Annotated in this window: 16 protein-coding genes and 2 pseudogenes; 6 read left to right on the top strand and 12 right to left on the bottom strand. The window is 74.1% G+C overall.

What is annotated here, in order from left to right:
• Positions 1–229: 229 nt before the first annotated feature.
• On the top strand, positions 230–493 hold the full coding sequence (locus tag ACFV1W_RS06895; protein WP_188302898.1) for a dsRBD fold-containing protein: 264 nt from the start codon (positions 230–232) through the stop codon (positions 491–493).
• A gap of 269 nt (positions 494–762) precedes the next feature.
• Here ACFV1W_RS06895 and ACFV1W_RS06900 read toward each other — a convergent pair whose 3' ends face one another.
• The 4 genes and pseudogenes from ACFV1W_RS06900 to ACFV1W_RS06915 form a co-directional block, all read right to left on the bottom strand.
• Positions 763–1,230 carry a hypothetical protein gene (locus tag ACFV1W_RS06900; protein WP_380413805.1) on the bottom strand — a complete coding sequence of 156 codons (468 nt, stop codon included), beginning with the start codon at positions 1,228–1,230 and terminating at the stop codon, positions 763–765.
• Between the two features lie 160 nt (positions 1,231–1,390).
• Positions 1,391–2,131: pseudogene (locus ACFV1W_RS06905) on the bottom strand (hypothetical protein); the annotation flags it as partial.
• Positions 2,101–2,589, bottom strand: coding sequence for a GNAT family N-acetyltransferase (locus ACFV1W_RS06910; RefSeq protein ID WP_380413807.1), 489 nt, complete (start codon positions 2,587–2,589; stop codon positions 2,101–2,103). The gene ACFV1W_RS06910 and the pseudogene ACFV1W_RS06905, both read right to left, overlap by 31 nt.
• A gap of 209 nt (positions 2,590–2,798) precedes the next feature.
• Positions 2,799–3,688 (bottom strand): annotated as a pseudogene (locus ACFV1W_RS06915) (alpha/beta fold hydrolase).
• A gap of 165 nt (positions 3,689–3,853) precedes the next feature.
• Here ACFV1W_RS06915 and ACFV1W_RS06920 point away from each other — a divergent pair.
• On the top strand, positions 3,854–4,288 hold the full coding sequence (locus ACFV1W_RS06920) for a MarR family winged helix-turn-helix transcriptional regulator (protein ID WP_380413968.1): 435 nt from the start codon (positions 3,854–3,856) through the stop codon (positions 4,286–4,288).
• Between the two features lie 47 nt (positions 4,289–4,335).
• Here ACFV1W_RS06920 and ACFV1W_RS06925 read toward each other — a convergent pair whose 3' ends face one another.
• Complete coding sequence (locus ACFV1W_RS06925) at positions 4,336–5,262, bottom strand: AEC family transporter (RefSeq protein ID WP_380413809.1); 927 nt, start codon at positions 5,260–5,262, stop codon at positions 4,336–4,338.
• A gap of 176 nt (positions 5,263–5,438) precedes the next feature.
• Between ACFV1W_RS06925 and ACFV1W_RS06930 the strand changes: the two genes are divergently transcribed.
• Complete coding sequence (locus ACFV1W_RS06930; protein ID WP_380413811.1) at positions 5,439–5,897, top strand: HD domain-containing protein; 459 nt, start codon at positions 5,439–5,441, stop codon at positions 5,895–5,897.
• A 214-nt stretch (positions 5,898–6,111) separates the two neighbouring features.
• Here ACFV1W_RS06930 and ACFV1W_RS06935 read toward each other — a convergent pair whose 3' ends face one another.
• Positions 6,112–6,486: a transglycosylase SLT domain-containing protein gene (locus ACFV1W_RS06935; protein WP_380413813.1), complete on the bottom strand. Its 375-nt coding sequence runs from the start codon at positions 6,484–6,486 to the stop codon at positions 6,112–6,114.
• A 511-nt stretch (positions 6,487–6,997) separates the two neighbouring features.
• Positions 6,998–8,629: a carboxyl transferase domain-containing protein gene (locus tag ACFV1W_RS06940; protein ID WP_380413970.1), complete on the bottom strand. Its 1,632-nt coding sequence runs from the start codon at positions 8,627–8,629 to the stop codon at positions 6,998–7,000.
• A 289-nt stretch (positions 8,630–8,918) separates the two neighbouring features.
• On the opposite strand from ACFV1W_RS06940, the gene ACFV1W_RS06945 reads away from it, so the two are divergent.
• Positions 8,919–9,311, top strand: coding sequence for a ribonuclease (locus tag ACFV1W_RS06945; protein ID WP_380413815.1), 393 nt, complete (start codon positions 8,919–8,921; stop codon positions 9,309–9,311).
• Positions 9,312–9,393: 82 nt separating this feature from the next.
• Here the strand turns inward: ACFV1W_RS06945 and ACFV1W_RS06950 are convergent, their stop codons facing one another.
• Positions 9,394–10,209, bottom strand: a complete 816-nt coding sequence (locus ACFV1W_RS06950) for an MOSC domain-containing protein (RefSeq protein WP_380413817.1) — start codon at positions 10,207–10,209, stop codon at positions 9,394–9,396.
• A gap of 119 nt (positions 10,210–10,328) precedes the next feature.
• Here ACFV1W_RS06950 and ACFV1W_RS06955 point away from each other — a divergent pair, with 119 nt between their 5' ends.
• Positions 10,329–11,009 (top strand): TetR/AcrR family transcriptional regulator, encoded by a 681-nt coding sequence (locus ACFV1W_RS06955; RefSeq protein WP_380413819.1) that lies wholly within the window; start codon positions 10,329–10,331, stop codon positions 11,007–11,009.
• Positions 11,010–11,187: 178 nt separating this feature from the next.
• The gene (locus ACFV1W_RS06960) at positions 11,188–11,724 is read left to right on the top strand and encodes a universal stress protein (protein ID WP_380413821.1); all 537 of its coding nucleotides are present in this window, start codon (positions 11,188–11,190) and stop codon (positions 11,722–11,724) included.
• Positions 11,725–11,732: 8 nt separating this feature from the next.
• On the opposite strand, the gene ACFV1W_RS06965 is transcribed toward ACFV1W_RS06960, so the two are convergent.
• From ACFV1W_RS06965 to ACFV1W_RS06980, 4 genes are all read right to left on the bottom strand, one after another.
• Positions 11,733–11,954, bottom strand: a complete 222-nt coding sequence (locus ACFV1W_RS06965) for a hypothetical protein (RefSeq protein ID WP_380413823.1) — start codon at positions 11,952–11,954, stop codon at positions 11,733–11,735.
• A gap of 49 nt (positions 11,955–12,003) precedes the next feature.
• Entirely contained in the window at positions 12,004–12,717 is a 714-nt protein-coding gene (locus ACFV1W_RS06970; RefSeq protein WP_380413825.1) for an alpha/beta hydrolase, read from the bottom strand.
• Between the two features lie 232 nt (positions 12,718–12,949).
• A complete protein-coding gene (locus tag ACFV1W_RS06975; protein ID WP_380413827.1) occupies positions 12,950–13,084 on the bottom strand; it encodes a hypothetical protein in 135 nt (44 codons plus the stop codon).
• A 1-nt stretch (position 13,085) separates the two neighbouring features.
• The gene (locus ACFV1W_RS06980) at positions 13,086–13,253 is read right to left on the bottom strand and encodes an IclR family transcriptional regulator C-terminal domain-containing protein (RefSeq protein WP_380413829.1); all 168 of its coding nucleotides are present in this window, start codon (positions 13,251–13,253) and stop codon (positions 13,086–13,088) included.
• Positions 13,254–13,559 lie beyond the last annotated feature (306 nt).

Genomic DNA, 13,559 nt, shown 5'->3' on the forward strand with positions numbered 1-13,559 from the left:
CGGCGGGTCCGGGGGAGGGGCGGCGTTTGCGGCGCGCTCCCGTCAGCGTACCGCCGGGTCGGCGGCCGGGCCGATCGGACGCGGCAGTGCCGGGCCGGTGCTCGCGGCAACTGCCGCGCTTGCCGCCACGGGCGGGGCGGGCGCACGCTGGTGTGAGCGGCCGCCACGGGCCCACCGTCCTGGTCGGCCCGGACCGGCGTGACGGGGGCCGGCGCCAGGAGGTGTGGCGATGCACAACCAGTGGGACGTGGAGCTGAGCTTCGACGAAGACGGCGTGCACACGGTGTGCGACGCCAGGTTGACGGGCGCGAGGGCGCCGGGCCTGAGCGCGCACGGAGAGGCCGAGAAGAGCGCGGAGGACCGTCCGCTCGCCAGGATCGGCGAGGAGGTCGCTGCCTCTCGGGCCCTCGAAGAACTGTCCCGCAAGCTGCGGGCACAGGCCACCGGGGAGATCGAGGACGAGGGGCACCGCCCGGGCTACCTGATCTATTGACGTCGGCTGCTCCGGCTCGGAACGGACCGGCCCGGTCCGTTCCGCGCCGGAGCAGACCGCGCCGCGCCGGCCCGGGCCGACCGCTGCGGCGTTACGGTCGGCTGGCCGTTGACGGCCGATCCGGAGGCGGGTGCCCTCCGAGAGGGGCCGGTAGCCCACAGCGACCAGCCCCCACCGTCGTGGGATCCGGCCGTCCACCAGTCCCCGCCACCTGGCCGCCCGCCCAGCGCGGAGGAAGGCGTGGCCCACCCCAGGCGCTTGACCCGTGGCTAGCGGACCGGCGGCTCGGCCCGGCACAGCCGCTCGGCGGCCGCACGCACCGAGTCCTTCCACGCCTGGTATCCCTCGGGTGGCCCGTACGAGAGCGTCTCGACCCAGTACTCGGGGCCGATGGTGTCGAGGAACTCCCGCTCGGCCTCGGTGTCTCCCGGCAGGCAGCGGTACCAGACCTCGGCCGCCACCTCGCCGGCCGACAGCTCCCCGGCCGACAGCCGGGCCGCCAGGTGGTGCAGCAGACAGAGGTCGGCGGTGTGTTCGTCGGGCAGTTCGGTGCCGAGCTCGTGCAGTGCCTCGCGGAAGAGCTCGTCGGTGGCGTCACCCCGGGGCCGCCCGGCCAGATCGCGCAGCGCGGGGGAGTCCAGGCCGGCGGCGAGCAGGTGGGCGGCCGCCATCGGCAGGTCCGCCGGCTCGGCGAGTCCCACGACGTACTGCCAGCTCAGCGTGTGCAGGTCGGTCATTCCGTCATTCTGCCGACCGCCCTCGACTGCGTGACCAAGGGGGTCGCACCACGCCGTCGGGTCGGTGGCGCAGTTGGTGTCGGTCCGGCCACCCTGTCCGGGCCGCACCTCGCGGCCTGGAGGATTGATGCGAAGAGACAGTGGCCGTGCCGTGCCACCCTGGCCGCATCAGGAGCAGGTCCTCGCCCCAGGCGTCCAGCACCCCCGTGTGGCCGGCGGCTCGGGCGGCTGCCTCGACCCGGGCGAAGAGCCGCTGCTGCGGCGCGACTTCGCCGGTCGCCGTGATCCGGGCGACGGTGTCCAGCAGCGCGGCGCTCTCCCAGCCGGGCAGCGGGAACCGGGCCAGTTCCCAGGCCAGGTACTTGTTGTAGGGGCGCGGTCGGCGGTCGAGGGTGAAGAGCAGGTCGAGCAGGAATCCGACACTGGCGGCCGCGTCGAGGTGGCCGGCGAGCGGGTTGCCGTCGCGGTGGTTCTTGACCGAGCGGTAGAGCGAGTTGGTGTAGGCGTCCAGCAGGGCGGCGGCGGACCGGAAGGCTTCGTCGGTGCCCAGCCGTCCCGTCGCGGCGACGATCCGGGTGACCTCCCCGTCGCGGCGGTCGAGCAGCACCCGGGAGCGGGCGATGGCGTACCGCTCCCAGTCGGCGGGCCGGCGGAACCGTTCGAGGGTGGTGACGACCAGGTCGAGCCGCGCGGAGCGGTAGCCGTTGAGCGTGGTCAGCTCGCTCGCCGTGTCGTCGGCGAGGATGACGTAGAGGTCGTGGTCGGAGTGGCGGGTGGCCATGCCGTCGTGGGCCCGGGAGCCCTTGAGGACGAGGCCGACGACGGCCGGGTCGGCCGTCGCATCGGCGACGAACACCGCGAAATCCGCGGTCACGTCAGGTCCTTGCGCATCAGCGTGCACATCGTCTCGTACCGCTGCAGCGAGCCGTCCTCGGCTTCCACGTCCCAGGAGTCGAGCTCGCGGCCGTACGCCCGGTAGCCCAGGCGTTCGTAGAGGGCGCGGGCCCGTGGGTTGCTCTCCTCGACGCCGAGTTCGGCGCGGGTCAGGCCCCGGGCGCCGATCCGCTGCTCGGCGGCGCGGATCAGCAGCGTGCCGATCCCGCAGGACTGCAGGGCCGGGTGGACGCCGAGTCGCCAGAGCGTGCCGGCGCCGGGCTTGACCGTGTAGTCGATGCCGCCGACCGCCACCGGGAGCCCCACCGGTGTGCAGACCGCCAGATAGTCGATCTCGCCCGCCTCGGCGCGGCGGATCTGGTGGACGAGCTCGCGCACGTGTTTGGGCGAGCCGGCCCAGCCGCACGACGGAAGGTCCGCGTCGGTGAGGTCGCGCACCGACAGGTGCACCCTGATCTCGGTCATCGCCGCATCCCTTCGACTCCGACGGCGGCCGTCTCCCATTTCAGCAAGCCGGTCTCCGTGCGGTCCAAGGGTTTTCGGACCGGTCCCGACGTCACCGTGAAGGGCTTGCGCTCGCGACCGGGGCCGGGCGTCGGCGAGGTTCGGGGCGTCGGGAGGCGGCACGGGCGGGAACTCGGGTGGGGGCGACTTCCCGTGCGGAGGGGTGGGGGTCAGGGGCGGGGTGGGGTGAGGAAGTCGAGGAGGTGGCGGTTGACCTCGGGGGCGGCGGACATGGGGAGGTTGTGGTGGGAGGCGCCCGGGATCGTGGTGACGGTGGCGCGGGGGAGGGTGCGGCGGGTGGTGTCGGCGGTGCGCTGGGGGTCGTGGGCGCGGGAGTGTTCGGCGTAGAGGGTGAGGAGGGGGGTGGCGAGGGTGCGGAGTCTGGTGGGGGAGGGGCGGGGGACGGTGATGACGGGGGAGGCGGGGAAGTCGGCGTAGCCGAGGGCGTAGAGCTCGCGCCAGTCGGGGTCGGTGCGGGGGGCGTCGGCGGCTTCCCAGTCGAGGTAGCTGCGGGCGCGGGTCGGGGTGCGGCGGGGGAGGAAGAGGGGGAGGTCGCGCAGGAGGTAGCCGGGGCGGTAGCCGGCGAAGCACTGGGTGGGGTCGAGCAGGGCGAGGCGGCTGACCCGGGCGGGCGCGTGCAGGGCGTATTCGAGGGCGATCCAGCCGCCGTACGAGTGGCCGCAGAAGTCGGCGGTGCGGACGCTCAGTTGGTCGAGCACGGCGTCGAGCCAGCCGAGCAGGCCGGAAACGTCCCCGAGGGGGTGCTGTCGTGGACGCCGCGCCCGGGGTCGCCGATGAGGTCGACCGCGAGGACGCGGTGGCCGGCCTCGGCCGGGGCGCCGGCGTTGGCGTACCACATGGTGGAGGTGGCGCCGCCGCCGTGGAGCAGGACGAGGGGGTGGCCGTCGGCGGGTCCGCAGGCGTTGACCCGGGTGGTGCCGTGGGCGGCGCGGACGGTGAGCGGCTCGACCGGGACGGGCCAGCGGGCGAGCAGCGCGTCGTAGGCGGCGAGGAAGGGCGCGAGGCGCGGTGGGTGGGACGGAGCGGTGCGGGCGGACATGGCGGGCCTCCGCGGTGTGGTGTGATCGCATGGCGGTCGACGCACGGGACCACCTGCTGGGACGGTCGCTTAATCGCTCGTTGAACAAGTATCTCGCTGAACGAGAGAATAATGGCACACACGTGCCCGAGGAAGGACGAGAGGGTGTCCGAGGTTGAGGAGCCGATGCGGCTGGTCCATCTGCTGCGCGGCCTGACGGTCGAACTCGACCTGTTCGGGGCCGAGTTCGCGGCCCGTAGCGGTCTGCACCCGACAGACCTGCGGGCCCTGATCCACCTGCTGGACGCCGCCCGGGCCGGGGAGGTGGTCACCCCGGGCCGGCTCGGAGAGGCACTTCGGCTGAACTCGGCGGGCACCACCGGTCTGGTGGACCGGCTGGAGCGGCTCGAACTGATCCGCCGCGAGCGCGATCCGGGGGACCGGCGCAAGGTCAGGCTGGTCGTGGAGGAGCGGGCGATGGAGCTGGGGCAGGGCTTCTTCGGCGGGCTGATCGGGGACCTGGTCGCGGCGATGGGCCGGTTCGACCCGGCCGAGCTGGCGACGGCCCGGCGCTTCCTGGAGGCGATGACCTCCGTGGTGGCCGCCGCCCGGCAGGAGTGAGCGGGCAGGAGTGAGTAGGCGGGAGTGAGTAGGCGGGAACGAGGAGGTTACGCGGGCCCGAGCGTCCAGGTGATCACGGACAGGGTCACCATCGACACCAGCGTCGACCAGAGCACCGTGTCCCTGGCGAGGTCGGTGCCCTGTCCGTACTCGCGGGCGTAGGTGTAGATGTTCTGCGCCGTCGGCAGGGCGGAGAAGAGCACCACGGTGAGCAGCTGGTGGGTCGGCAGGTGGAGCACCGGGCCGGCCACGACCAGGGTGACCAGCGGCTGGACCAGGGTCTTGATCGCGACGGTCAGCCCCACCTCGGCACGGCGGGAGAGGCCGTCGGCCGGTGGGCGGTTGTGCAGCGACATGCCGAGGGCGACCAGGGCGGTCGGCACCCCGGCACCGCCGAGCAGTTCGGCGGAGCGGTGGAGTTCGGCGGGCAGGTGCAGCCCGGTCGCGGAGGCGGCGGCGCCGAGCGCGGTGGCGAGCAGGATCGGGTTGCGCAGCGGCAGGGTGCGCAGGGCCCGGCGGCCGGCCGCGCCGCTGTCCAGGACGGCCAGGACGGCCGGGGTGACCAGCAGGATCTGGAAGAGGATCACCGGTCCGACGAAGGAGGCGTCACCGACGACCTGCATGGTGACGGGGATGCCGAGGTTGGCGGAGTTGACGTAGCCGGCGGCCATCGCGCCGATCGCCAGTTCGCCGCGCCTGCGCTGGAAGAGCGTGCGCCCGGCGAGCAGCCCGAGGCCGGTCGCGGCGGCGGCGCCGGCCACGAAGGCGAGCATCGACGGGTTGGCGAAGTGGCCCAGCGGGGTGCGGGCGATCATGAGGAAGAGCGCGGCCGGCATCGCGACGTGGAAGACGTAGCGGGTCAGCACCATCTCCGCCTGCGGTCCGATCAGCCCGGCCCGGGCGACGACGTAGCCGACCGCGGTGAGGGCCCAGATCGGGGCGAAGGCGGACAGCAGCGGGTGGAGGGCGGGCATCGTTCCTCGGATCGCTCGTACGGGTCTGCCGGGTGGGGCGGGTGTCGCCCCGCCCGGGGGCCCTGGACCACCGAGACCGCCGAGAACCCCCCTGAGGCAGTAAACCAGTGGCCTTCGGCGAGTTGATCAACGGGCCCCGACGGGAGCGGCCCGGCGGGCGGGCCTACGATGAGCCGGTGGAGGACCAGTACCTGAGCCTGTCCGAGGTGGAGACCATCGCGCGCCGTGCCCACGAGGGGCAGGTGGACAAGAACGGCCACCCGTACGGAGAGCACATCGCCGCGGTTGCGCGCGGAACGGCGGCGCGCGGCGGCAGCGAGGCGCAGATCGCGGCGGGATGGCTGCACGACACCGTCGAGGACGGGCGGCTGAGCCGGGAGTGGCTGGCGCGGGCCGCGCTGCCGGAGACGACCAAGGCGATCGTGGACGCCCTCACCCGGCGGCCGGAGGAGCCGGTCGAGGCGTACACGGCGCGCATCCTGGCCACGCCGGGCGCGCTGCTGGTGAAGCGCGCCGACCTGGCGCACAACTCCGACCCGGCCCGCCTGGCCGCGCTGGACCGTGCGACCGCCGAGCGGCTGGCCGCCAAGTACGCGCGGATGCGGGAGCTGCTGGGGCTCACCGGGGAGCTCTGAACCGCGGAGCTACGAACCCGGGGCTCCGAACCACGGAGGAAACCGCGGAGCGGACGGTGGCCGGGGGCGGGAAGCACGACAGGGCCCGGGCCACGCGGTTCGCGCGGGCTCGGGCCCTGTCGGGTCACCCCGGCGGTTCCCTGTCCGGCCCCCGGGGTGAGAGGGGAATGGTCAGGAGACGGGTCGGAAGTCGCTACGCCGACGGTCGGTCGGCTCAGTACCAGTGGTGGGTCTGCCAGAAGGCCCAGGCGGCGTTGGGGCTGCCGTAGCGGGTGTTCATGTAGTCCAGCGCCCACTTGATCTGGGTGGCGGGGTTGGTCCTCCAGTCCGCGCCGGCGGAGGCCATCTTGGAGGCCGGCAGGGCCTGGCCCAGTCCGTACGAGCCCGAGCTCGGGTTGGTCGCGGTCACGTTCCAGCCGGACTCGTGGGAGATGATCTGGCTGAACGAGGCCAGCTGGTTCGCCGGGACGATCCGGGCGGCGATGGCCTTCGGGGAGGCGGTGGCGGCGTTCGCGGTGGCGGGGACCACGGCGGCACCCAGGGCGGTCACACCGGCGGCGCCGGCCAGGATCGCGGCGGAAGTGCGCATACGTAGCTTGAAAGCGGGCATGTAAGACAGGACCTCAATCGGGTTGGGCCGAGTCGCGCCCCACCCAGGACCACGGGCCGGACAGGGGCCGTTGCGGTTGTGGGGCGCGACTCGGCGGAAAGCCGTCCACCGGCGGGACAGGAGCCGGTGCGGCTGACGACGAGAGCCATTGTTGGCAGACGGGGTCGGCCCCCGCCAAGACCCCCTCGTTACGACGCGAGGTCGTACCTGCGACGGTGGCCATGCATTCCAAGGGGTGCTCGACCGGGGCGCGGACAGTGCCACCGAGCTGGGAGAACGCCGGTGCGGCCGCGGTGGTCGCGGGGGTGCGGTGACGGGGTCGGACCCGTCACTACCGCTCGTCGTAGCCGCGAATCCCTTGTGAGCGCACTCACCGCTCGGGCGCCGTGGTGGTCACCGGACGACCCGGTCACACCACTTTGAGTGCTGACGGCCTGTGTCCGACACCACAGGATATGGTCACGGCTCGCTCGGAACCGCTCACTCGTGGTCACCGAAGGTCGCCGAGGCGACGGTGCCGAAGCGCCCGGGAGGCGAGCCGGCCCGCCTCCCCGGACATGGACAGCTCACCGAGCGCCACACCGAGCGCGGTTCCCAGGCGTGCGCAGAAGGCCTCCGGCTCCTCGGCGGCGTCCGGCAGCTCCGGGACCACCTCGTCCACCAGCCCGACCCGCGCCAGGTCGTGGGCGCCGATGCCCTGGGCCCGGGCCAGCTCGGCAGCGTGCGTGCCGTCCCGGTGCACGATCGCCGACGCTCCCTCCGGCGGCAGCGGTGCCAGCCAGGCGTGTCCGGCGGCGAGCACCCGGTCGGCGGGAAGCAGTGCCAGTGCGCCGCCGCCGGAGCCCTGGCCGAGCAGGACGGCGAGGACGGGCGTGCGCAGCGCGAGCAGGGTGGTCAGGCAGTGCGCGATCTCCAGCGCGATCCCGTCCAGTTCGGCCCGCGCGGACAGCTCGGCCCCTGCGGTGTCCACCACGGTGACCAGCGGCAGGCCCAGTTGCTCGGCCAGCCGCGCGGTGTGCCGGACGGCCCGCAGGTCTGCGGCGGTGAAGGGGCGCTCGTGCTCCGCGGTCCGCCGCTGCTGGCCGACCACCAGGACGGGCCGGCCGCCGAGCACGGCGAGTGCCCGGACCAGTGCGCCGTCGCGGCCGCCGGGCGAGTCCAGCAGCACCAGCTCCTCGGCGGTGCGGCGCAGCAGCTCGCGGGCGCCGGGGCGGTCGGGGCGGCGGGTGCGGCGCACGGAGTCCCAGGCGTCGGGGTGCGGGGCGTCGGACCTCCGGGCGTCGGGGTGCGGGGCGGGCTGTCCGGCGGAGCCGTCGGACCGCGCGGGGCCCCTGTGAACGGACGGGGCCGCATCCCTATAAGGGGGAGGCGTCGTGCCGAGGACGGCGAGCGTGCGGCGGAGCAGTTCGCGAAGCTCCTGCGGCGGCACCACGGCGTCCACCAGTCCGTGCCCGGCCAGTGTCTCGGCCAGCTGGACGCCCGCCGGCAGCTCCACGCCGCGCAGCTCCTCGTACACCCGCGGGCCGAGGAAGCCGAGCCGGGCGCCCGGCTCGGCGAAGACCAGCTGGCCGAGGGTGCCCCACGAGGCGAAGACCCCGCCCATGGTCGGGTTGCGCAGGTAGGTGAGGTAGGGCAGGCCGGCTGCGCGGTGGGCCTGGACGGCGGCGGTGATGCGGAGCATGCAGAGGAAGGCCGCCGTGCCCTCCTGCATCCTGGTGCCGCCGGAGACCGGCAGGGCGAGCAGCGGGAGCCGCTCGGCGGTGGCGCGCTCGACGGTCCGGGTGATCCGCTCGGCGGTGGCGACGCCGATCGAGCCGCCGAGGAAGCCGAACTCGGAGGCGATCAGGGCGACCGGCCGCCCGTCGACCAGGCCGAGGCCGGTCAGCACGGCCTCGTCCAGGCCGGTGCGGTCGCGGGCCCGGTCGAGCGAGGCGCGGTAGCCGGGATCGGTGGGCGGTGCGGTCGGTGGTGAGGTGGGCGACGCGGACGTCGGCGCGGCGGGCGGTTCGTCCCAGCTGTGGAAGCCGTCCGGGTCGACCAGCAGCCCGATCAGCTGGTGGGCGGTCAGCGCGGTGCCCCTGCCGACAGCCGAACCCCTACCCGTACCGGCGCCCGTGTCCATGTCCACCCCGTCAGAGATCGTTCCGGTCCGACACGATCCGTCACTCTATGCGGCGCGGGCGGACCGTTGTGGGAGTGCTGTGAAGGTGTGAGCAGTCCGACAGTGGCACGCGCGATTGTTCGATGGCAGTCGACCGAAGGGTGGTAAGGACGGTTCGTGGACGGGCTCGACGGTGCGTCACCAGGAGGCCACGTAGGGCTCAAGTCGCTTGCGAGAAGCGAGAGTTACCCGTGGGTAAAAACTTGTCGGAGACCTTTCGGAGTTGTCGGTGGCTCGACACACTGGGGCCATGACCCGCACTCTACGCGCGTGGAAGACCCGCGCTGCCGCCATCACCGCCGTCGCCCTGATGACCCTCGCCCCCGTCGCCGTCGCCACCGAGGCGCACGCCGACGTGAGCGGCACGGTGTGCCTGTCCGCTCTTCCGCCGGAGGCCACCGACACCCTGAACCTGATCGCCTCGGACGGCCCGTTCCCGTACTCGCAGGACGGCGTGGTCTTCCGGAACAGAGAGGGCGTCCTGCCCAGCCAGTCGTACGGGTACTACCACGAGTACACCGTCATCACCCCGGGTGCCCCGACCCGCGGCACCCGCCGGATCATCACCGGTGAGGCCTCCCAGGAGGACTACTACACCGGCGACCACTACGCCACGTTCTCCCTGATCGACCAGACCTGCTGACGCCCGCCGACGCGTCCGTGGCCCCGGCGGGGACGCCCGCCGGGCCCGCGGACGCGGCACGCCGTTCGTCGAGGAACGGGCACTACAGCTCGGACGGCCCCCAGTCGCTGACCGTCAGCTCGTCCCCCACCCGCAGCGTGCCGGGGCGCAGCACCGAGAACTTGCTGCCGAACGCGACCCCGCCGGCCGCCGCCCGGCGGTAGCGCGCCAGCGTGCGCAGCGGCTCCGGGCCCGCCTTGGCGCCGGTGGACTGGTCCACCAGCGTCACCGAGCAGCGGATCGCCGGCTTGGTGTAGCCCAACTCGGCGCCGCCGACGGTGAACCGGCGCAGCTGGTCCTCGGTGTGCGGCTCCGACCAGCCGTCCACCACCAGGTTCGGGCGGAACCGCTCCATCGGCAGCGGGGCCCCGTCGGTGCGCGCGTTGAAGTCGTCCAGGGTGGAACGGGACAGCAGGTGCACCGCGCTGCTGTCGGCGAACCCGGACGCCCCCGGGTTCAGCCCGTCGGTCACCCGGTCGTGCTCCGGCGGCACCCGGACCAGCCGGCTGGGCGCACCCAGCACCCGGGAGAGCCAGTCGGCCGCCCGGTCGCCCTGGTCCACGGCGAGGAAGGGCGCACCGAACAACTCCACCGTGCGGCGCGGGCCCACGGTGTCCACGGCAAGCGCCACCGGCTCGACCCCCGGGGCGGCGAGGACCAGCCGGTCGTCCGGCTCCACCGTCGGGCGGATGGTGGCCAGCAGTGCGTCACGCCGCTGGGAACGGAACACGCCCCGCTCGTCCACCACCATGAACGCCCGGTCGTGGGCCAGTCCGGCCGGGGTCAACTCCGCCTGTTCGGCCCGCACTCCGGCGCAACCCTTCACCGGGTAGTACCGCAACTCCGTCACCGTGGCCATGCCGCCCCCGTACCCCGCGGCCGTTCCGGTCCGCTCTTGATCGTTGCCCGTGGGGTAGTTGTCGGCCCGGCCGTCGAGCCGACGGCCCCCTGCGGCGGTGCGGTTGCTAGGGTCTGCGCATGGCACAGAGCAGCGCGAACCCCCCGGGACGGCTCCGGCGCGACGCGCAGCGCAACCGGGACCTGCTGCTGGCCGCCGCCCGCGGGATGTTCTCCCGGCACGGACTCGACGTCCCGCTGGACCAGATCGCCAAGGCGGCCGGCGTCGGCAACGCCACCCTCTACCGGAACTTCCCGACCCGCGAGGCGCTGATCGCCGAGGTCTTCGCGGACGCCGGGGCCGGACTGGCCGCGGCCGGGCAGGAGGCGCTCGCCGCCGAGGACGCCTGGACCGGCCTGGAACGCTACTTCGAGCGGATCTTCGAACTCGTCGCGGCCGACCGCGGCATCAACGACCTGGTCACCCAGGCCATCCCGACCATCCCCGGCATGATCGAGATCAGCCGCGGGCACGCCGCCACCGTCGGCGCCCTGATCGCCCGCGCCCAGGACCAGGGCAGCATGCGGCGGGACGTGGTCACCATGGACCTGCTCTTCCTGCTCGGCCCGCTCTGCCGCGCCCTGCCCGCCGCCACCGAGTTGCGCCCCGACCTCTGGCGCCGCTACCTCGCCCTGCTGCTGGACGGCTTCCGCACCCGGGCCGCCCACCCGCTGCCGGTTCCGCCGATCGGCGAGGAGCATCTGGACCGGATGTTCGCCGACCTGTGGGACGCGGAGGCGCCGGAGGTACCGAAGGCCTGACGGCCCCGGGCCCGGTGGGCATCAGGGACGCGTACGGAACGCCGGGCGCGGCGTCAGGGCCGTGTCAACGGGCGGGGCCCTGCGGGTGCTGGCGGCTTTGCTGGGGTGACACGGCTCGGGCCGGCCCGGGGACACGGCGCGGGCCGGTTCGGTGACACGGGCGGAGAGGCAGAGGGCGATGACGGACACGGGTGCGGACACCGGCGCGGACGCGGGCCGGATCGTGGTCGGTGTCAGTGGCTCGCTCGGCAGCCTCGCCGCCCTGCACCACGCGGTGGCCGAGGCCCGGCGCACGGACGTCGAGGTGCTCGCGGTGCTGTGCTGGACCCCGCCGGGGGAGGAGCTCGGCTACCGCCGCGTGGTCGGCCCGCCGGTGATCGACGCCGGCCGCGACGCCGCCGTCTCCCGGCTGAGGAAGGCGCTGGACGAGGCCTTCGCCGGGTGCTACGCCGGAGCCCGGCTGCGCTGCCAGGCCGTGCGCGGGGAGACCGGCCACGCGCTGGTGCGCTGTGCGGACCGGCCGGGTGACGTCCTGGTGCTCGGTGCGGGCCGGGAGCGGAGCCGCCTCTCCCGGTTGATCCGGCCGTCGATCACCGCCTACTGCGTCCGGCACGCCACCTGCCCGGTGCTCACCGTCCCGCGCCCGCCGCTCCAGCGGGACCTGGAGGCCCTGGAGCGCGGGCACGGGTTCCGGGAGCTGGTCGCGGGCAACTGACCTGCGGTTCAAGGACGTTGCCCGGCCACGCGAGCGGCGGCGGGCCAGGGCGGGTGGCGGTCCGGGCCGAACCCGCCGTTGCCCACCTCGCGGTAGGGACGGGCGAACAGCGGTGGCAGCGGACAGCCGGGCGAGGCCTCGGCGGCGGCGAGGCGCTCGGCGGTGACGGGGGACGGCACGGCGGTGCCGACGCGCCGCCGGAGCCGTTCGATCAGGGCGTCCTCGTCCATGACGGCGATGGTGCAGCCGACTGTGACAGTTCGACCCGTGGAGCCCCCGTCACGACGGGATCCCGGCCGCGCGGGCCAGGAGGGCGGCGGTCCGGCGGCCGGCGGCCAGGGTGGCGGGGTCGGTGGCGGGCAGGCAGCGGTTGGCCTCGGGGCTGTAGGTGGTCATCACCACGCCGGCGTGGTCGGTGGGGAGTTCGAGGAGCTCGGACGCCGGTACGGCGGCGTGCAGTTGGTGGGTGAGCCGGCCGGGCACCACTTCGTCGGCCGTGCCGAGCACCAGCCAGATCGGGACCGGGCAGGGCCCCTCGGCAAGGTGGTCGAGGGGTGCGTCGCCGGTGGTGGCGGCCGGGCGGCCGTACGCGGAGGCGATGCCGACGGCGGCGGCGGGGCGCAGGTCGGCCGGGGTCTCGGGGTGGGTGGCCACCGCGACGGCCTCGCGGCCGCCGAGCGACCAGCCGGCCAGCACGAAGCGCTCCGGATCCCCGCCGTACGCGGTGGCGTTGCGGCGGGCGAAGGCGAGCGAGGCGAGCAGGTCGGCGCGGCCGCCGTCCTCCCGGTCGGGGCGCCAGTCGGGGACGAACACCAACAGGCCCAGCCCGGCCGCCTCCCGGGCGAGCGGGTGCAGCACGTCGCGCTCGTCGGGGCCGGAGCCGTGCCACAGCAGCACGACGGGGGCGGGGCCGGTGGAGGTGGCGGTCGGCCGGTGGACGTCCAGCAGCCGCCCGTCCGCATAGGGAACGGCCTCGGGTCGGGTGCTCGTCATGCCGGGTTCGCCTCCGATTCGGTGGATGATCACGGAACTGGTACTGTACTTCCCGTCGCGAGGGATCCGATCCCTCGTCAGGCGTCAGCGGTGCTACCAGAGCACGCCCTACTTTCAGTAGGGAGAGTCCGTGCGACCCGGGCCTGGCGCTCCATGGTCGGACGGGGTCCGGTGCCTTCACAGGTGCCGGGCCCCGTCCGCTTGTCCCGGCTCTTCGGGCCGGAGGGCGGCGTCAGGACGACTGGCGGTCGGAGCCCAGTCCGCGGGAGATCCGCAGGCCGACCTGGGCGACCACCGGGCCGAGGGCGCGGACCCGGGCGGCGGCCATCCGGGAGGGGAGGCCGGAGACGGACAGAGCGGCCGTCACCTCACCGGGTGTGGTCGAAGACCGGCGCGGCCACGCACCGCACCTCGGGCTCGTTCTCCCGGTCGTCGATCGAGTAGCCGCGGGCGCGGACCCGGGCCAGGTCGGCGCGCAGGCGGGACTCGTCCGAGATGGTCCAGGCGGTCACCGGGCGCAGTCCGGCCGCGACCACCTCGGTGGTCCGTTCCCTGGTCTGGGCCTGCCGGTGTTCCTCCGCGCTTCGGCGGCGGTTGTCAGAACGTACCCCTTCGGGCCCGGATCACCTCGTCTTCGATACGACGTCGGGCAGTGCAAACTTCGTGAACCTGGCCGCCATGGATTCGCCCGCCTCCCGGGCCGGGATCAAGCGCGCTGGTGTTCTTCGTCGCGGTGCAGCGCAAGCTGGTGTCCGGCCTGGCCGGCGCGGTGAAGGACTGACGTCCGAGCCGGGACACGAGCCGAGGGCCCCGTGCTCCTGGGACTCCCGCGCCGTGCGCAG

This window comes from Kitasatospora sp. NPDC059648, assembly GCF_042734825.1.
Classification (GTDB): domain Bacteria; phylum Actinomycetota; class Actinomycetes; order Streptomycetales; family Streptomycetaceae; genus Kitasatospora.